Origin of the sequence: Mycobacterium sp. (genome assembly GCF_032159775.1) — a bacterium.
GTDB lineage: Bacteria > Actinomycetota > Actinomycetes > Mycobacteriales > Mycobacteriaceae > Mycobacterium.
In genome coordinates, this window is record NZ_JAVHWK010000207.1 from 16,323 (window position 1) to 34,285 (window position 17,963).

Here is a 17,963-nt window from a genome sequence, read left to right on the forward strand (position 1 = left end):
ACTCAAATCTCCTCGCAGAAGTCACACAAACAACTACTACACCACTGGGTACTTCTGCACCGTACGTCACATCTGACACTAAAGAAACTCTAGTCACAAATTACATATCTGTAATTAGAGAGGTGTGACCGAATGGTGATATTCGAATTCGAGCAGTGGTTCTGCCAGGAGTTATTGCACCGTTTGCGACTCGATATCGGCGGCCTGACGCCTGCTTCGGACCTGCAGTAATCGCGTCGCGACGGCAGCGCCCAATACCAATACGACGAGCACCACGGAGAATGCCGTCCAGGGGAAATGGCTTGTCGTCAACTCGCTGACGAAATTCTTCGACGACGCAACCGGGTCGCCGTTCTTGGCGATATCTTGACCGGCCTCGAGCGTCACTCGATCGAATGTCGGGCTGTAGGTGCCGGCCCATGTCGGGCTCATCGCGAGAACAGTCGAGCCGGGGTACTCCTCCCCGACCTCGGTCGCGATATCCCGCAGCGGCGTGTCGATCGGCGGGTTGGTCGCGATCACCACGATCTTGAGGTCGATGCCATGCTCGCGGGCGTCGGCGACCACCTGTCGCAATTCGGGTACGACCTTCGCATCGGCGGGCGGCACGCTCACACCGTCGTCGCGCACGTCCGCGAGCACCTGGTTCATATCGACGTCGGGTGGGATATACGACGGAAGGAACGGGATCATGTCCGGGCCGGCCACAGGTGAACCGTACGCGATACCGGTTCAAAACAGTGGCAGCACGCACCCGCAAGGACAAGGATGGAGCCCGCCAGGCTTGCTTTATAGGACAAGCGTACTGTTAGAATGAACGAGCCGCTGACCAGCCCGTCGCGGCGATTACACAGCCGGGAGTTGATGTGAGCAGCAAGGATTCGTTTGGAGCCCGCGACACCCTCAAGGTCGGGGACAAGAGCTACGAGATATACCGCCTGGACGCCGTGTCGGGTACCGAAAAGCTCCCCTACAGCCTCAAGGTGCTCGCCGAGAACCTGCTTCGCACCGAGGACGGTGCCAACATCACCAAGGACCACATCGAGGCGATCGCGAACTGGGACCCGAGCGCCGATCCAAGCGTCGAGATCCAATTCACCCCGGCCCGCGTGATCATGCAGGACTTCACCGGCGTGCCCTGCATCGTCGACTTGGCCACCATGCGGGAGGCCGTCGGCGATCTCGGCGGGGACGCCGACAAGGTCAATCCGCTTGCACCCGCCGATCTGGTGATCGACCACTCGGTGATCGCCGACCTGTTCGGCACCGCCGACGCATTCGAGCGCAACGTCGAGATCGAGTACGAGCGCAACGGCGAGCGCTACCAGTTCCTCCGCTGGGGTCAGGGCGCATTCGACGACTTCAAGGTGGTGCCCCCGGGAACCGGCATCGTGCACCAGGTCAACATCGAATACCTGGCCCGGGTGGTCTGGGAGCGCGACGGTGTCGCATACCCGGACACGTGTGTGGGCACCGACAGCCACACCACGATGGAGAACGGCCTCGGCGTACTCGGCTGGGGCGTCGGCGGTATCGAGGCCGAGGCGGCGATGCTGGGCCAACCGGTGTCGATGCTCATCCCCCGGGTGGTCGGTTTCAAGCTCACCGGTGAGCGCCCCGCGGGCGTCACCGCCACCGACGTCGTGCTGACCGTCACCGAGATGCTGCGCAAGCACGGCGTGGTCGGCAAATTCGTCGAGTTCTACGGCGAGGGCGTCGCCGAGGTGCCACTGGCCAACCGCGCGACGCTGGGCAACATGAGCCCCGAGTTCGGTTCCACCGCAGCAATTTTCCCGATTGACGACGTCACAATCGACTATCTGAGGCTGACCGGCCGCAGCAAGGAGCAGCTGGAGTTGGTCGAGGCGTACGCCAAAGAGCAGGGCATGTGGCACGACCCGAAACGTGAGCCGAAGTACTCCGAGTACATCGAGCTGGACCTGGGCGACGTCGTGGCGTCCATCGCCGGGCCGAAGCGTCCCCAGGACCGCATCTCGCTGACCGATGCGAAGACGGCCTTCCGCAAGGACATTCACAATTACGTCGAGGAGAACCTGCCTGCCGAGCACACCAAGCTGGACGAGGCCGTCGAAGAATCCTTCCCGGCCAGCGACCCCGCGGTGCTCTCTTTCGAAGACAACGACACCCCGGTGCCCTCGGCTGCAGTGAACTCGAACGGCCGGCCGAGCAATCCGGTCGACGTCGCATGCGAGGGCCGCGGCGAGTTCATCCTCGACCACGGCGCGGTGGTGATCGCGGCGATCACGTCGTGCACCAACACATCCAATCCCGAGGTCATGATCGGCGCTGCGCTGCTCGCCAAGAACGCCGTCGAGAAGGGCTTGACGTCCAAGCCGTGGGTGAAGACCACGATGGCGCCGGGTTCGCAGGTGGTCACCGACTACTACGAAAAGGCCGCGCTCTGGCCGTATCTGGAGAAGCTCGGCTTCTATCTGGTCGGTTACGGCTGCACAACCTGCATCGGCAACTCCGGCCCACTGCCGGACGAGATCAGCAAGGCGATCAACGAGTGCGACTTGTCCGTCGCCGCGGTGCTCTCGGGTAATCGCAACTTCGAGGGTCGGATCAATCCCGATGTGAAGATGAACTACCTCGCATCGCCTCCCCTGGTGATTGCCTACGCTTTGGCGGGCACGATGGACTTCGACTTCGAGTCGGAGCCTTTGGGCACGGACGAAGCCGGCAACGACGTCTTCCTGAAGGACATCTGGCCGTCCCAGAAGGACATCTCCGACACGATCGCATCGGCGATCAACACCGAGATGTTCACGAAGAACTACGGCGATGTCTTCAAGGGTGACGAACGCTGGCGCAACCTGCCGACGCCCAGCGGCAACACCTTCGAGTGGAACGCCGACTCGACCTACGTGCGCAAGCCTCCGTACTTCGACGGGATGCCCGCCGAGCCGCAGCCGGTGACCGACATCAGCGGCGCCAGAGTGCTTGCGCTGCTGGGTGATTCGGTCACCACCGACCACATCTCCCCGGCGGGCAACATCAAGCCGGGCACACCCGCCGCGCAGTACCTGGACGAGCACGGCGTGGACAAGGCCAATTACAACTCCTACGGGTCACGACGCGGAAACCACGAGGTGATGATCCGGGGCACGTTCGCCAACATCCGCCTGCGCAATCAGCTGCTCGACGATGTCTCAGGCGGCTACACGCGAGATTTCACCAACGGCGGCGAGCAGGCGTTCATCTACGACGCCGCGCAGAACTACGCGGCGGCCGAAACCCCGCTGGTCGTGCTGGGCGGCAAGGAGTACGGTTCGGGCTCTTCGCGCGACTGGGCGGCCAAGGGCACCAGCCTTCTGGGCGTGCGTGCGGTCATCACCGAGTCGTTCGAGCGCATCCACCGCTCCAACCTGATCGGCATGGGTGTCATCCCGCTGCAGTTCCCCGAGGGTGAGTCCGCGGCCTCGCTGAAGCTGGACGGCTCCGAGACCTTCGACATCACCGGCATCGAGGCACTCAACGACGGCAAGACGCCGAAGACGGTGCATGTGAAGGCCGCCAAGGAGGACGGAAACGCCGTTGAGTTCGACGCCGTCGTGCGCATCGACACGCCCGGTGAAGCCGACTACTACCGCAACGGCGGCATCCTGCGGTACGTACTCCGCAACATGCTGAAGTCGTAGGGCGAGAAGTTGCCGCGGGTAACCGACGACCACCTGGCGGCGCGTCGCCGTCAGATTCTTGACGGTGCCCGCCGGTGCTTTGCCGAGTACGGCTATGACAGGGCGACGGTGCGTAGGCTCGAGCACACCATCGGACTATCCCGCGGCGCGATCTTCCACCACTTCAAGGACAAGGACACCCTGTTCTTCGAACTGGCCCACGAGGATGCCGAGCGGATGGCCGACGTCGCGTCGCGCGAAGGCCTCGTTCAGGTCATGCGAGACATGCTTGCCGCGCCCGAACAGTTCGACTGGTTGGCCACCCGCCTCGAAATTGCACGCAAGCTTCGAAACGATCCGGCGTTCAACAAGGGATGGTCCGACCGATCGGCTGAACTGTCCACCGCGACCACCGAGCGGCTGCGCAGACAAAAGCAGGCCGGCCGACTGCGCGACGACGTGCCCAGCGACGTACTGCACATGTACCTGGATCTGGTGCTCGACGGGCTGGTTGCGCGACTGGCGTCCGGAGACGATCCCGAAAAGCTCAGCGCCGTACTCGACCTCGTCGAATCGTCGGTGCGACAGCCCTAGCTGGCGCGCCGCGTGCGGTGGTTGGGGCCGCCGCGACTGCGCATCGTGGTGCCGGATTCACGCAACATGCTGTGTATCGAGCCGTACGATCGGCCCGTTTTGGCGACCAGTGTGCGAATGCTCGCGCCCCCCTCGTAGGCGTTTCGCAGTTCCTGTAGCAACTGATCCCGCGACTTGTTCAGTTTCTTCATCGACACCTCCCCGCTGTGATGCCCCGACGAATACCCAGCGCAGGAGAGCCGAAACCAACCGCGTCAATTATCGGCAAACGACGCTGGCGAATGTCGGCTCAGGCCAACTCGATGAGGTCGGCGTAGTCCGCCGACCAGAAGTCCTCGGTGCCGTCGGGAAGAAGCACGACCCGCTGCGGGTCCAGTGCCTCGGCGGCGCCGGGGTCGTGGGTCACCAGCACCACCGCTCCTTGGTAGCTGCGCAGTGCGTCCAGCACCTGCTCGCGTGACGCCGGATCGAGATTGTTCGTCGGTTCGTCGAGCAGAAGCACATTTGCCGTGGAGGCGACGAGACCCGCGAGAGCAAGACGGGTCTTCTCGCCTCCGGACAACGTGCCCGCAGGCTGATCGAGTTGCGGCCCGCTGAACATGAAAGCGCCGAGCAGACCGCGTAGCTCCTGCTCGCCCGTGTCGGGAGCCGCATGGCGGATGTTCTCCCACACCGTCGCGAGATCGTCGAGGGTGTCGTGCTCCTGCGCGAAGTAGCCGATCTTGAGGCCGTGGCCGGGCTCGAGCCCACCGGTGTCGGGTGTCTCGACTCCGGCCAGCAGGCGAAGCAGCGTGGTCTTGCCCGCGCCGTTGAGGCCGAGCACCACCACCCGCGAACCACGGTCGATGGCCAGATCGACGCCGGCGAACACCTCGAGCGAGCCGTACATCTTCGTCAGGTCCTTGGCCACCAGGGGGGTGCGGCCGCACGACGCCGGGCTGGGGAACTTGATCCGGGCCACCTTGTCGGCGACGCGCTCTTCGTCCAGTGCCGCCATCATGCGGTCAGCCCTACGCAACATATTCTGCGCCGCAACGGCTTTGGTCGCCTTTGCGCCCATCTTGGCCGCCTGGGTACGCAGAGCGGTCGCCTTGCGCTCGGCGTTGGCACGTTCGCGGCGACGGCGCTGTTCGTCTGTGGCGCGCGCATCGAGATACTTCTGCCACGACATGTTGTAGACGTCGACCTCGCCGCGCACGGCGTCGAGGAACCAGACCCGGTTGACCACGTCTGCGAGCAGCTCGACGTTGTGGCTGATCACTACCAACCCGCCGGGGTGCGTCCGGAGGAAGTCGCGTAACCAGCCAAGCGAGTCGGCGTCGAGGTGGTTGGTGGGCTCGTCGAGCAGCAGCGTCGTCGACGAACCCGCCCCGCTGTCGGATGCGGCGAACAAAATGCGGGACAGTTCGACGCGGCGGCGCTGCCCGCCCGACAGGGTGCGCAACGGCTGGGTGAGTACGCGTTCAGGTAGACCGAGGCTCGCGCAGATGCGTGCTGCCTCGCTCTCGGCGCCGTACCCGCCGAGGGCGGCGAACCGCTCTTCGAGCTGGCCGTAGCGGCGCACGGCACGATCGCGGGTGGCGTCGTCGGCGACCTCGGCCATCAACGCCTGCTGTTTCTCCAGGTCGGCCAACAGGGTGTCGAGGCCGCGGGCCGATAACACCCGATCGCGGGCCAGGGTGTCGAGGTTGCCTTCTCTTGGATCCTGCGGCAGATAACCGATTTCGCCGGTCCGGGTGATGTTGCCCGCGTATGGCTCACCTTCGCCCGCCAGGATCCGCATGGTGGTGGTCTTGCCCGCACCGTTTCGGCCCACGAGTCCGATGCGATCGCCGGGCTGCACCCGAAGGGCCGTCCCGTCGGTCGACAGCAGCGTGCGCGCGCCTGCGCGGACCTCGAGGTCCGTTGCCGTGATCACGCTGCTCTCCTCATCACTGTTACTTGTCGTCGGTGAAGACCGCGGCCCGGTTCTCCGCGCGCGCGGCGACCGCTTCTTCGAAATTGGCGGTGAGTAAGCGAACGAAGAGTTGGCCAAGGCCCTCGGCCTGCATGTGTCCCTCCAGGCTAGCGGCGTCCAGTCCAGTCCACAGTGTGCGCTTGGTCAACTCGATTCCGGGCCGGGAGAACGCCGCAATCCGCTCGGCCATCTCATAACAGGTGTCGAGCAGCTGGTCATCGGGCACGGCACGGGAAACCAGGCCGATCCGTTCGGCCTCCTGCGCGTCGACGTCGCGGCCGGTCAACATCAGCTCGAAGGCCCGCGAGGTGCCGATCGCCCTCGGAAGCAGATAGCTCAGGCCGAGCTCGCTCGCAGTCAGCCCGTTGTTGATCCCAGCGGCCCGGAAATAGGCCCCGGCGCCCGCGACCCGGATGTCGGCAGCCAGCGCCAGGCACAGTCCCCCGCCGATCGCGGCCCCGTTCACCGCCGCGATGACGGGCTGATGCATCTTGCGCAGGGAAAGGATGACGTCGTCGAGCACCTCCATGGAGCGCAAGGCGAACGTCGGCCGGGTCAACCCGCCGATGTGGGGGACGGAGCCTGCGGATTTGTGGTCGGCGCCCGAGGAGAACCCCCGACCCGCCCCGGTGAGCACGACCGCCCGCACGGAGTTGTCGTAGGTCAGCTCTTCGAGAACGGCCTTGAGCGGAACCATGACGTCGAACGCCATCGAGTTCATCCGCTCGGGGCGATTGAGGGTCACCAACGCCACATCCGGGCGCGGGCGATCGATGAGGACGAAGTCAGGATGCTCGGTCACGCACTGCACGCTATCGCGTGCAGCGCATCAAGCCTGTTCGCCGTTGCTTTGTGCGGCGATGGCGGCGTCCACATCGAGGTCCTTGACCTGCTGTATCAGGTCCTCGAGGGCAGCCGGCGGTAATGCGCCGGCCTGGTTGAACACCAGCTTGCCCTTCTTGAACGCCATCAGGGTCGGGATCGATCGAATGTCGGCGGCGGCGGCGAGTTGCTGCTCGGCTTCGGTGTCGACCTTCGCGTACACCACATCGGGGTGCTTGTCGGCCGACGCCGAAAAGGTCGGCGCGAACGCCTTACATGGCCCGCACCACGACGCCCAGAAATCCACCAGCACGATCTCGTTGTCCTTGATGGTGTCGTTGAACTCAGCAGCTGTGATGTCTCGGGTAGTCACGTTTCTCCTAACGCCGGCGTAAAGCTGTCTGTTCCCACTATGTGATCACGGGTAACCCACGCGCGACTTCTCGAACCAGTGATCGGTCAGAGATCGAGGACGACTCCATTGCCCGGTTCGGCGACGCAGATCAGCACCGTCCCGTGCGGCGGCTGCTCCAGCGGCGGTTGGGTGTAGACCGTCGAGCCCGCGATCACCTGGGTGACACATGTGTGGCAGACACCGCTTCGGCACGAGAATCGTGTTGGCACATCGCAGGCCTCCGCGAACTCCAGGATGCTGGTGTACTGCGGGGACCAGTTGACCGTGAGCCCGCTGCGCGAGAATGACACGGTTGGTCCGGCGCCTGCGGGCCCAGTGGGCGGATGCGGCCGCGCCGTCGACTTCTCGACGATTCCGGGGTTGATCGGCGGCAGGGCGCCGAACAACTCGCTGTAGATGTGGGCCGGATCGAGCCCGGCGTCGGTCAGCGCGACGCGCATGTCGGCCATGAACGGGTCAGGCCCGCACATGTAAACGGCCGCGTCGCCCGGAAGCCCGAGCGCTGCGACGGTCCGGCTGTCGAGCCGACCGGAAGAGCTTGTGTAGAACACCTGCTCGTGCGCGTTGGACAGCGCAGCGATCAAATCGCTGACCTCGTGACCGAACGCTCGGGTGTGGGCGTCCCGCGTGGTGTGCACCCACCACACCTCGCGCGTACTCGCGCCCTCGGCCAACGCGTGCAACATCGCCAGCACCGGGGTGACACCGACGCCTGCCGACAGCAGGACAACCGGCGAGCCGGAATCCGTCAGGTAGAAGTCACCGCGCGGCGCCGCGACATCGACAACAGAGCCGTCGCGAATGTTGTCGTGCAGCCACCGACTGACGGCACCGCGGTCCTCGCGCTTGACACTGATTCGATAGTCGGTGCCGTAGCTCGACAGTGAGTAGCTGCGCAACGGCGCCGGGTCGCCGGCATCGGGCAGTCGCAGCGTCAGATACTGGCCCGGTAGCGGAACCGGCAGCCGGGTGCCGTCGTCGGCTTCGAACCGTATCGACATGATCGACGGGCTTTCATGGTGCACACCCGCGACGCGTAATCGCCGGAATCCGTTCCACCCCGGTTCGACCCCGATGGCTGGTTCCGTTGCGGCCGACGCATTTTGACCAGCGGCCAGCAGGTCGTTGAAGGACTGCTGCCATCCGGGGCTCAGCGCCGGCACGTCGACGGCCTCGCGCAGCATGTCCGAATCGCGGTCGGGTAGATACAGCAGCGCGTCGATGTCGGCGACGGTCAGTTCGTGCCGTCCTTGGCGCGTCCGAACAATGGCGTCCCCTGCCTGAACACTCCCCTCCGTGATGACACGGAAGTAGAAGCCGGGGCGATGATGGGCCACAAGGAGATTCGGCATATCAGGCTCTCCGATTCGCATGCCGACCCGGAAACAGGTGACCCGCGGTTGGGTCACCTCGAACTCCGCGTCCCCGATGGCGTAGCGGTCGCCGATGCACACCTCGTCGTCGCCAAGCCCGGTGATCGTGAAATTCTCGCCGAAATTGCCCGGGGCCAAGTCGCTGCGCCCGAAGAACTGGCTCCAGTAGTCATACGACTCGGTCTGATAAACCATCACGGCGCGTTGCTCGCCGCCGTGGCCGCCGAGGTCGCCCTGGCCGTCGCCGTCGATGTTCAGCCTGCGCACCATCACCGGACCGGTGACGGGGTTCTTGTAGATGCCGGTGTGCACGGTCTTCCCGTGCCATGCCACATCAGTTGGCATTCCGACGTTGACGGAGACCAGCTTCGCGGCGACGCCGTCAGATGAGTTGAGCACAATCGATCTTCCCTCATTAACCAGCGCGGCGAAATGTTTTGCCGACATCGCCGGCCGTCGAGGGCACGGAATGTAGAATCGTCAAGGGGTATGGGAAGTGTATTGCAACGACTTTTGTTGTGCGCGAATGTAGTTCGTCATATCGCCCGCTCATGGGTGCGGCGGTAGTGTCGACGGGCCTTCATCCGGTTGCCACAAATTGCCATCGAGCACCACCGTGCAGTGTTGGGCTTGCTTCGGTCTATCAGAAACAATCGGCATTCCGGGTTGGCGCATGGCCGAAGCCGCCCGGGACTGGAGACCCGAAGGGCGTCCCAGGCGAGCACCGCGCGTACCGCTCCCCCCTCGCCCCGGTCGAAAGTCAAACGCCAGTCCACGCCACCCCGGCTCACCGTCGCGCGAAGGGCGACGGATCCGAGGAAGCGCTGCAGCGCCGACGGGGTCTGTTCGCCGCGGACCACCGCCTGCAGTGCCGACCGAGCGTCGAGGAGCGCGGCCAATTCGGCATTGGTCGACGCCACGCCGTGCGCGCGCATCCAGGCGCGGGCCACCTTCGGCCGCGCGAGGGCGTCGCGCGGCTCGCCGTCCACCACCGGTGTGGTGTTGAGCAGCTCGAGTAGGAACTCCTCGTCGCCGGGAGCGACTGCTGCGAGATCCATGGCTAACCCCCAAATCAATATTGACAGGTTACAGGGTCGAGCGTGCCGCGTGACACCACCACGGATCGGGACAAGCTTGCGGTGCGACTCTGGATCAGTTCGACCCGTCCGAAGCCCTCGCGGCAGCCGTGTCGGCGTTGGCCAATAGTTGCCGTTGCCACTTAGGCCACCAGAACACCTCGATAACCAGCAGCACGAGGTAGACGGCCGAGACGATGGCGTTGCCCCAAGACCCGAGGGCGGCGTCCCACACCGCCATGGCTACCGCAACGACGAGGACCAGCCAGACAAGCCACCGCAGCAGCTTGAACTCTTCAGCGGCCTTGTGGAGACCGTCGCGGTAGCCCGTCAGTGCCGGCATAAGCGCCGGGTCGGCAATGCGATCGCCCCTTCGCGCGGCACGCGCGACCCGCTCGCGGTCCGGCCCGCTCAACTGCTTGGCGATGGGCCAGTGACGCGCCATCCGCCTCGACATCCACAGGCCGTAGAACACGCAGAACATCACGAAGACGATCAACCCGGTCACTACAAAGCCTGAGTCGAGCCACGCCAGAGCGCCGAAGAAAGTCCCGGCGGCAACACCCAGAATCGCACCGCGAAAAAACGGGCCGTACCGCCAGACGATCGCGGGCACCGTCACCATGAACCAATTTTGGCGGGTTGGGCAGATTCGAAGGCGCAACACGCCAAAATGACGCACATGTCGTCGGACACGCACGTCCCCACCATCACCAAACAGGGCCGCAGCGGGCGGATTCTGCCTTTCGACATGTCCGGAGTGGTTCGCACCGGCGACGGTGTCTTGCGATACACGACGTTGGCGCCGTCGCTGGTGGACATGTTCCGTGAGTCGGTCGATCGGCACCCGGACCGTGAGTGCGTCGTCGTTCTCGACGGAGAGCGGACCACCTACCGGCAGTTGTGGGACCGCTGCGCCCGTGTCGCTGGAGGCCTGCGGGCAATGGGCGTACAGCCCGGCGACCGTGTCGCGAACCGACACGCGAACGGACTCGAGTGGTGCCTCGGCTTCTGGGGGACGCTGATGGCAGGGGCGGTGGTCGTGCCGGTCAACACCCGATTCTCGGACAGCGAGGTGTCCTACGTTGTCACCGACGCCGGTGCCGACGTCGTTTTGCAACCGGATTCCGCCTTGCCCGACGGCGAACCGTATGTCACAGCCCAGGCCGGGCACGAAACCCTTGCCGCCCTGATGTACACCAGCGGCACGACGGGATTCCCGAAGGGCGCGATGGTCACCCACGAGAACTTTCTGTCCAACATCGAGACGTGCGTTCGAGCCCTGCGGACTCCCCCGACATTGCAGATCCGCAACCTGATCTCGGTCCCGCTGTTCCACGCCACTGGTTGCAACAGCCAATTCCTCCCGACGATCTACCTCGGCGGCACCGCGGTGATCATGCCTGCGTTCGATGTACAAGCCTTTCTGCGGGCCACCGCCGAGGAGCACATCAACGTGCTGACCTCCGTCCCCGCGGTCTTCTGGCTGGCGATGAACCAGCCGAACTTCGCCGACTTCGACATGAGCGACATCGGGTGGGTCACCTACGGCGGCGCACCGACAGCACCCGGCGTCGTCGCGCGGCTGCGCACTTCTTTTCCGAATGCGCGGCTGGCCAACGGGTTCGGCCTCACCGAGACGTCGTCGGTGTCGACAGTCCTGCCCGATGAGTGCGCGCAATCGCGGCCGGAGACCGTCGGCCTTGCCGCCCCGCCCGTCGAAGTCGATCTCCTCGATCCCGACCCCGCGACTGGCGTGGGTGAACTGCTCATCCGAGGCCAGAACGTCGTGGCGGGCTACTGGAACAATCCGGAGAAGACCGCGGAGACTTTCGTCGACGGCTGGTTGCACACCGGGGATCTTGCTCGCATCGACGATGACGGCTTTGTTCAGATCGTCGACCGGTTGAAGGACATGATCTGCCGCGGCGGCGAGAACGTGTACTGCGTGGAGGTCGAGAACGTACTCGCGCAGCACCCGGGCATCTATGAGGCCGCCGTCCTCGGCGTGCCCGACGAGATGATGGGCGAGAAAGTCGGCGCGGTCGTGGTGCCGCTACCGGGAACCGAGCCCGACCCCCATGAGATTCGCGCGTTCGTCAAGGAGCGCATCGCGGACTACAACGCGCCGCAGTACGTCTGTGTGCGAAGCGAGCCGCTGCCGCGCAACCCGGCGGGCAAGGTACTGAAACCCGCTCTGCGAAACGACGTTCAGTGGAGCTCCGAGCTCCGCTAGACGGTGAAGCCCAATGCGCGCAGCTGCTCGCGGCCGTCCTCGGTGATTTTGTCGGGGCCCCACGGCGGGTTCCACACCCAGTTGATCTTGATCTCGTTGACCAGGCCCGCACCCACCAGCGCGGTGCGTGACTGGTCCTCGATCACGTCGGTCAGCGGGCACGCCGCCGACGTCAACGTCATGTCGATCAGCGCGACCTTGCCGGATTCGCCCTCCTCGACGTTGAAGCCGTAGACCAGGCCGAGGTCGACGACGTTGATGCCGAGCTCGGGGTCGACGACGTCGCGCATCGCCTCCTCGAGATCGGCGAGGAACTCCTCGTTAGGCACTGCGGTCTCGCTCATCAAGTGTCTCCTCACTGGCTTGCGCCACTGCGTCTTTGAAGGCCATCCAACCCAGCAGCGCACACTTGATCCGCGCCGGATACTTGGCCACCCCGGCGAAGGCGATACCGTCGCCGAGTACACGTTCGTCGCCCGCCACGTTGCCGCGGGACGAAATCATCTCGTTGAATGCCGCTACGGTCTTCAACGCATCACCGACGTTCTTGCCGATCACCAGGTCGGCGAGAACCGACGTCGCGGCCTGGCTGATCGAGCAGCCCTGACCGTCATAGGACACATCGGCGACGTGTTCCCCGTCCTCGGAGAGCGCAACCCGCAGCGTCACTTCGTCGCCGCACGTCGGATTGACATGACGGACTTCGGCTCCGAACGGCACGCGCAGCCCGCGATGATGCGGATGCTTGTAATGGTCCAGGATCACCTCCTGGTACATCTGCTCCATCCTCACGGCGAAACTCAGTCCCTGCCGAAGAACCGGATGGCGCGCTGCACGCCGGCCACCAGCCGGTCCACCTCGTCGACCGTGTTGTACACGGCGAACGATGCTCGCGCGGTGGCGGCGATACCGAACTTGCGATGCAGTGGCCACGCGCAGTGATGACCCACCCGCACGGCAACGCCTTCGTCGTCGAGGATCTGGCCGACGTCGTGGGCGTGGATACCGTCGACGACGAAGCTGACCGGCGAACCACGGCCGACCAGGGACGTCGGCCCGACGATGCGGACCCCGGGCACGGTGGCCAGCCCCTCTAACGCGGCGGCGACGAGTTCAGCTTCATGTGCCTCCACGGCATGCATTCCGATCGCGCCGAGATAGCGGGCGGCCGCGGCCAGCCCGACCACCTGAGACGTCATCGGGGTGCCCGCCTCGAACCGCTGCGGCGCGGGCGCGAAGGTGGTCTCCTCCATGGTGACCGTCTCGATCATCGAGCCGCCGGTGATGAACGGCGGCATCGCGTCCAACAGCTCCTGACGGCCGTAGAGAACCCCGATGCCGTTGGGCCCCAACATCTTGTGGCCGGAGAACGCGGCGTAGTCGACACCGAGTGCGTGCAGGTCGACCGGCTGGTGCGGCACTGACTGGCAGGCGTCGAGCATCGTCAGCGCGCCGACCGCCTGCGCCCGCTCCACCAGCTGGGCGACTGGCGCGATCGCACCGGTGACATTCGAATGGTGGCTGAAGGCAACCACTTTGACGGTGCGGTCCAGCTCGAGCGAGTCGATGTCGATACGGCCTTCGGGGCTAACTGAGTACCACTTGATCGTCGCGCCGGTGCGACGGGCCAGTTCCTGCCACGGCACCAGGTTGGCGTGGTGCTCCAACTCGGTGGTGACGATGACGTCACCGGGACCGACCGCATGCTCGAACCGGCTGTCCCCCAACGCGTAGGCGACCAGGTTGATGCCTTCTGTCGCGTTTTTGGTGAACACCAGCTCACCTGCATCGGCGCCGATGAACGCGGCGATGTCGGCGCGACCCTGCTCGTAGGCGTCGGTGGACTCCTCCATCAACTGGTGGGCGCCGCGGTGTACGGCGCCGTTGGACGTGACGAGGAATTCGCGTTCGGCGTCGAGGGCCTGCAGCGGACGCTGCGACGTGGCTCCGGAGTCGAGGTAGGCCAACTGGTTCCCGCCGCGCATCACCCGGCTGAGGATCGGAAAGTCCGCCCGGATCTTGGTGAGATCCAAGGTCTGAGCCGACGTCGTCATGTCAGGCTCCAACCGCCTGAGCGAAACGTTCGTAGCCATTCGCGTCCAGCTCATCGGCCAACTCGGGGCCGCCCGACTCGACGATGCGGCCGCCGACGAACACATGCACGAACTGCGGCTGGATGTAGCGCAGGATGCGGGTGTAGTGAGTGATCAACAGCAGTCCGCCGTGCGCCTCCTCGGCGTAACGGTTGACGCCTTCGCTGACCACGCGCAGCGCATCGACGTCCAGGCCCGAGTCGGTTTCGTCCAGGATCGCGATCTTCGGCTTGAGCACTTCGAGTTGCAGGATCTCGTGACGCTTCTTCTCACCGCCCGAAAAGCCTTCGTTGACACTGCGCTCGGAGAACGACGGATCGATGTCGAGGCCCTCCATCGCGCCCTTGACCTCTTTGATCCAGTGCCGCAGCTTCGGCGCCTCGCCACGCACGGCCGTCGCGGCGGTACGCAGGAAGTTCGACATCGATACGCCGGGCACCTCGATCGGGTACTGCATGGCGAGGAACAGGCCGGCACGGGCGCGCTCGTCGATGCTCATCGCGAGTACGTCCTCGCCATCGAGCGTGATCGAGCCCGATGTCACCGTGTACTTGGGATGGCCTGCAACCGCATACGACAGCGTCGACTTTCCTGACCCGTTCGGACCCATCAGTGCGTGCGTCTCTCCGGACTTCACGGTTAGCGTGACGCCCTTCAGGATCGGGATGTCGGTCCCGTCCTCCTTGGACACAACGCTGACGTGCAGATCCTTGATTTCCAGTGTGGTCATGAGGTGGCTGTCCTTGATTCCGTTATCTCTAGTTCGTGTTCGATGGCGTCTGTCAGGCGTTCACGCACCGCCGTCACGGCGATCTTCTGAATCAGTTCGCCGAAGAAACCTCGGACGACGAGGCGACGGGCCTGATCCTCCGAAATGCCGCGGGCCTGCAGATAGAACAGTTGCTCGTCGTCGAAACGTCCAGTGGCGCTGGCGTGCCCGGCGCCTGCGATCTCACCGGTCTCGATCTCGAGATTCGGCACCGAGTCGGCGCGGGCGCCATCGGTGAGAACCAGATTGCGGTTCGTCTCGAAGGTCTCGGTGCCGGTGGCCGCCGCCCGGATCAGCACGTCGCCCACCCACACGGTGTGCGCATCGGGCCTGTCCGAGTCCGGATCTCCCTGCAGCGCACCCTTGTAGGTGACATGCGAGCGACAGTTCGGCTGGGCGTGGTCGACCAGCAGCCGCGACTCGAAGTGCTGCCCGTCATCGGCGAAGTACAGCCCGAGCAACTCGGCGTCTCCGCCGGGAGCGTCGAATCGGGTGCGGGCGGTGAGCCGCACGACGTCACCACCGAGGGTCACCGCGACGTGCCGCAGCACCGCATCCTTGCCAAGCACCGCGTGGTGGCTGCTGACATGCACCGCATCGTCGGCCCAGTCGGCGATCGACACCACGGTCAGCCGCGCGGCGTCCGCCACGACGAACTCGATGTTGTCGGCGTAGGTTCCGCTGCCGCTCTGATCGATGACGACGACCGCCTCGCTCAGCTCGCCGACACGCACCTGCAAATGCCCGTAAGCCGTCGCACCCTCACCGGGTCCGGTGATGACGATCTCGACCGGCTTGGATACCTGGGTGTCCTTGCCGACGGTCACGACCGTCGCGTTGTTGAACGATGAGAACGCCTGGGCGGCAACGCGGTCGGCGGGAACACCGCCTTCGCCGAGCCGCTTGTCGCCGCGGCGCGCAGTTTCCACCGTCACGCCCGGGCGTTCGGTCACGTCGATCCGGGCGCTGCCGGTCGCGGCCGCCGAACCGTCGTGCAGGCCTCGTAAGCGCTTCAGAGGTGTGAACCGCCAGATCTCATCACGCCCGTGCGGCACCTCGAAGGCGTCGACATCGAATGACGTGAAGATCTCGCCCTTGGTCCTGCCCTCCAGAGTCGCTGTCAGATCCTGCGCCACTATCCGACCGCGCCTTCCATCTGCAGCTCGATCAGACGGTTCAGCTCCAACGCGTACTCCATCGGGAGCTCCTTGGCGATCGGCTCGACGAAGCCGCGAACGACCATCGCCATCGCTTCGTCCTCGGTCATGCCGCGGCTCATCAGATAGAAGAGCTGGTCCGCGCTGACCTTCGACACAGTGGCCTCGTGACCCATCGTGACGTCGTCCTCGCGGATATCGACGTAGGGATAGGTGTCGCTGCGGCTGATCGTATCGACAAGCAGCGCATCGCATTTCACGCTTGAGCGCGATCCATGTGCGCCCTTGTTGATCTGAACGAGGCCACGGTAGGACGCCCGCCCGCCGCCACGGGCAACAGACTTCGACACGATGTTCGACGACGTGTTGGGTGCCAGATGGAGCATCTTGGCGCCGGTGTCCTGGTGCTGACCCTCGCCGGCGAATGCCACCGAAAGCACCTCGCCCTTGGCGTGCTCGCCGGTCATCCACACCGCCGGGTACTTCATCGTCACCTTAGAGCCGATGTTGCCGTCGACCCACTCCATCGTGGCGCCGGCCTCCGCGCGCGCACGCTTGGTGACCAGGTTGTAGACGTTGTTCGACCAGTTCTGGATGGTCGTGTAACGGCAACGGCCACCGGGCTTCACAATGATCTCGACGACCGCGGAGTGCAGCGAATCGCTCTTGTAGATCGGCGCGGTACAGCCCTCGACGTAGTGCACGTAGGCGTCCTCGTCGACGATGATCAGCGTCCGCTCGAACTGGCCCATGTTCTCGGTGTTGATCCGGAAGTAGGCCTGCAGCGGGATCTCGACGTTGACGCCCGGCGGCACGTAGATGAACGAGCCACCCGACCAGACCGCGGAGTTGAGCGAGGCGAACTTGTTGTCGCCGACCGGGATGACCGACCCGAAGTACTCCTGGAAGATCTCCGGGTGCTCACGCAGGCCGGTGTCGGTGTCCAGGAAGAGCACGCCCTGCTGCTCCAGGTCCTCGCGGATCTGGTGGTAGACGACCTCGGACTCGTACTGGGCGGCGACGCCGGAGACCAGGCGCTGCTTCTCCGCCTCGGGGATGCCCAGCTTGTCGTAGGTGTTCTTGATGTCCGCGGGCAGCTCGTCCCAGCTGGTCGCCTGCTTCTCGGTGGAGCGGACGAAGTACTTGATGTTGTCGAAGTCGATGCCGGACAGGTCGGCACCCCAGGACGGCATCGGCTTGCGGTCGAAGAGCTTCAGGCCCTTCAGCCGCAGGTCCAGCATCCACTCGGGCTCGCTCTTCAGCGCCGAGATGCCCCGCACCACGTCGGTGCTGAGGCCGCGCTTGGCGGCGGCACCGGCAGCATCACTGTCGGACCAGCCGAACTTATACGTGCCGAGACCATCGAGCTCGGGGTGAGCGGTTTGCGTCATCTTGCAGTCCTCGCAGATTCGCCATCGGATACAGGGGAAACTGGCCCTCGGCCAGGGATATGCGTGGTGCATACGCCATCACCGTGAGCGATGGTGGCGAGTCGTTGGACGTGCTTGCCGAGTAGCCGGGAGAAGACCTCGGTCTCGGCCTCGCACAATTGGGGGAACTGCTCTGCCACGTGCGCGACCGGGCAGTGATGCTGGCATAACTGGGCACCGGTACCGGCTTCCAGGGTCGAGGCCGCGAACCCGTCCACGGTCAGCGCCTGGGCGAGCACCTCCGCCTTCTTACTGTCCGGGGCCGCGTCCAGTAGCGCCCGGTACCGCTCCTCCACCTCGGCGACGCGGCGCCGGGCGAAGTCCGCGACCGCCTGCTCCCCGCCGGCCTCGGCGATGAACCGCAGCGCCGTGGTCGCCAGGTCGTCGTACGCCTGGTGGA

At 65.0% G+C, this 17,963-nt stretch carries 18 protein-coding genes; 3 read left to right on the top strand and 15 right to left on the bottom strand.

The genetic code is table 11. The annotated features are described in order from the left end of the window. Positions 1–171 precede the first annotated feature (171 nt). A complete protein-coding gene (locus QOJ24_RS26310; RefSeq protein ID WP_526266476.1) occupies positions 172–708 on the bottom strand; it encodes an Rv1476 family membrane protein in 537 nt (178 codons plus the stop codon). A 158-nt stretch (positions 709–866) separates the two neighbouring features. On the opposite strand from QOJ24_RS26310, the gene acnA reads away from it, so the two are divergent. Both acnA and QOJ24_RS26320 read left to right on the top strand, forming a co-directional pair. Continuing rightward, positions 867–3,662, top strand: a complete 2,796-nt coding sequence (gene acnA, locus QOJ24_RS26315) for an aconitate hydratase AcnA (protein WP_526266478.1) — start codon at positions 867–869, stop codon at positions 3,660–3,662. A gap of 9 nt (positions 3,663–3,671) precedes the next feature. Next, positions 3,672–4,235 (top strand): TetR/AcrR family transcriptional regulator, encoded by a 564-nt coding sequence (locus QOJ24_RS26320; RefSeq protein ID WP_526266480.1) that lies wholly within the window; start codon positions 3,672–3,674, stop codon positions 4,233–4,235. On the opposite strand, the gene QOJ24_RS26325 is transcribed toward QOJ24_RS26320, so the two are convergent. From QOJ24_RS26325 to QOJ24_RS26355, 7 genes are all read right to left on the bottom strand, one after another. After that, on the bottom strand, positions 4,232–4,426 hold the full coding sequence (locus QOJ24_RS26325) for a helix-turn-helix domain-containing protein (protein WP_526266481.1): 195 nt from the start codon (positions 4,424–4,426) through the stop codon (positions 4,232–4,234). The genes QOJ24_RS26320 and QOJ24_RS26325 overlap by 4 nt on opposite strands. Before the next feature lie 98 nt (positions 4,427–4,524). Then, on the bottom strand, positions 4,525–6,153 hold the full coding sequence (locus QOJ24_RS26330) for an ABC-F family ATP-binding cassette domain-containing protein (RefSeq protein ID WP_526266483.1): 1,629 nt from the start codon (positions 6,151–6,153) through the stop codon (positions 4,525–4,527). A gap of 19 nt (positions 6,154–6,172) precedes the next feature. After that, positions 6,173–7,003, bottom strand: coding sequence for an enoyl-CoA hydratase (locus tag QOJ24_RS26335; RefSeq protein WP_526266484.1), 831 nt, complete (start codon positions 7,001–7,003; stop codon positions 6,173–6,175). A gap of 18 nt (positions 7,004–7,021) precedes the next feature. After that, positions 7,022–7,387 (bottom strand): thioredoxin, encoded by a 366-nt coding sequence (trxA, locus tag QOJ24_RS26340; RefSeq protein WP_526266485.1) that lies wholly within the window; start codon positions 7,385–7,387, stop codon positions 7,022–7,024. Between the two features lie 86 nt (positions 7,388–7,473). Then, the gene (locus QOJ24_RS26345; protein ID WP_526266501.1) at positions 7,474–9,147 is read right to left on the bottom strand and encodes an MOSC domain-containing protein; all 1,674 of its coding nucleotides are present in this window, start codon (positions 9,145–9,147) and stop codon (positions 7,474–7,476) included. A gap of 191 nt (positions 9,148–9,338) precedes the next feature. Continuing rightward, positions 9,339–9,860 carry a CGNR zinc finger domain-containing protein gene (locus QOJ24_RS26350; RefSeq protein WP_526266487.1) on the bottom strand — a complete coding sequence of 174 codons (522 nt, stop codon included), beginning with the start codon at positions 9,858–9,860 and terminating at the stop codon, positions 9,339–9,341. A 94-nt stretch (positions 9,861–9,954) separates the two neighbouring features. Then, on the bottom strand, positions 9,955–10,503 hold the full coding sequence (locus QOJ24_RS26355) for a hypothetical protein (RefSeq protein WP_526266488.1): 549 nt from the start codon (positions 10,501–10,503) through the stop codon (positions 9,955–9,957). A 57-nt stretch (positions 10,504–10,560) separates the two neighbouring features. Here QOJ24_RS26355 and QOJ24_RS26360 point away from each other — a divergent pair, with 57 nt between their 5' ends. Then, positions 10,561–12,114 carry a class I adenylate-forming enzyme family protein gene (locus QOJ24_RS26360; protein ID WP_526266490.1) on the top strand — a complete coding sequence of 518 codons (1,554 nt, stop codon included), beginning with the start codon at positions 10,561–10,563 and terminating at the stop codon, positions 12,112–12,114. Here the strand turns inward: QOJ24_RS26360 and QOJ24_RS26365 are convergent. The 7 genes from QOJ24_RS26365 to QOJ24_RS26395 form a co-directional block, all read right to left on the bottom strand. After that, positions 12,111–12,458 carry a metal-sulfur cluster assembly factor gene (locus QOJ24_RS26365; protein WP_526266491.1) on the bottom strand — a complete coding sequence of 116 codons (348 nt, stop codon included), beginning with the start codon at positions 12,456–12,458 and terminating at the stop codon, positions 12,111–12,113. The two genes, QOJ24_RS26360 and QOJ24_RS26365, sit on opposite strands and share 4 nt — an antisense overlap. Continuing rightward, entirely contained in the window at positions 12,436–12,900 is a 465-nt protein-coding gene (sufU, locus tag QOJ24_RS26370) for a Fe-S cluster assembly sulfur transfer protein SufU (protein ID WP_526266503.1), read from the bottom strand. Before sufU ends, QOJ24_RS26365 begins: the two co-directional genes overlap by 23 nt. Before the next feature lie 14 nt (positions 12,901–12,914). Next, positions 12,915–14,168, bottom strand: coding sequence for a cysteine desulfurase (locus tag QOJ24_RS26375; protein WP_526266493.1), 1,254 nt, complete (start codon positions 14,166–14,168; stop codon positions 12,915–12,917). Position 14,169: 1 nt separating this feature from the next. Then, positions 14,170–14,937: a Fe-S cluster assembly ATPase SufC gene (gene sufC, locus QOJ24_RS26380; protein WP_526266495.1), complete on the bottom strand. Its 768-nt coding sequence runs from the start codon at positions 14,935–14,937 to the stop codon at positions 14,170–14,172. Next, positions 14,934–16,115 (bottom strand): Fe-S cluster assembly protein SufD, encoded by a 1,182-nt coding sequence (sufD, locus tag QOJ24_RS26385; protein WP_526266505.1) that lies wholly within the window; start codon positions 16,113–16,115, stop codon positions 14,934–14,936. Before sufD ends, sufC begins: the two co-directional genes overlap by 4 nt. Then, positions 16,112–17,524: a Fe-S cluster assembly protein SufB gene (gene sufB / locus QOJ24_RS26390; protein ID WP_526266497.1), complete on the bottom strand. Its 1,413-nt coding sequence runs from the start codon at positions 17,522–17,524 to the stop codon at positions 16,112–16,114. Before sufB ends, sufD begins: the two co-directional genes overlap by 4 nt. Next, positions 17,521–17,963: helix-turn-helix transcriptional regulator (locus QOJ24_RS26395; protein WP_526266498.1), on the bottom strand; the 443-nt coding region annotated here is incomplete at its 5' end. The genes sufB and QOJ24_RS26395, both read right to left, overlap by 4 nt.

Bases quoted from the DNA above. Each gene is read 5' to 3' on its own strand.
- QOJ24_RS26325 (WP_526266481.1), bottom strand. From the start codon at position 4,426: ATGAAGAAACTGAACAAGTCGCGGGATCAGTTGCTACAGGAACTGCGA.
- sufB (WP_526266497.1), bottom strand. From the start codon at position 17,524: ATGACGCAAACCGCTCACCCCGAGCTCGATGGTCTCGGCACGTATAAG.
- QOJ24_RS26345 (WP_526266501.1), bottom strand. From the start codon at position 9,147: ATGCCAACTGATGTGGCATGGCACGGGAAGACCGTGCACACCGGCATC.
- sufU (WP_526266503.1), bottom strand. From the start codon at position 12,900: ATGGAGCAGATGTACCAGGAGGTGATCCTGGACCATTACAAGCATCCG.
- QOJ24_RS26375 (WP_526266493.1), bottom strand. From the start codon at position 14,168: ATGACGACGTCGGCTCAGACCTTGGATCTCACCAAGATCCGGGCGGAC.
- QOJ24_RS26355 (WP_526266488.1), bottom strand. From the start codon at position 10,503: ATGGTGACGGTGCCCGCGATCGTCTGGCGGTACGGCCCGTTTTTTCGC.
- QOJ24_RS26360 (WP_526266490.1), top strand. From the start codon at position 10,561: ATGTCGTCGGACACGCACGTCCCCACCATCACCAAACAGGGCCGCAGC.
- QOJ24_RS26365 (WP_526266491.1), bottom strand. From the start codon at position 12,458: ATGAGCGAGACCGCAGTGCCTAACGAGGAGTTCCTCGCCGATCTCGAG.
- sufC (WP_526266495.1), bottom strand. From the start codon at position 14,937: ATGACCACACTGGAAATCAAGGATCTGCACGTCAGCGTTGTGTCCAAG.
- QOJ24_RS26350 (WP_526266487.1), bottom strand. From the start codon at position 9,860: ATGGATCTCGCAGCAGTCGCTCCCGGCGACGAGGAGTTCCTACTCGAG.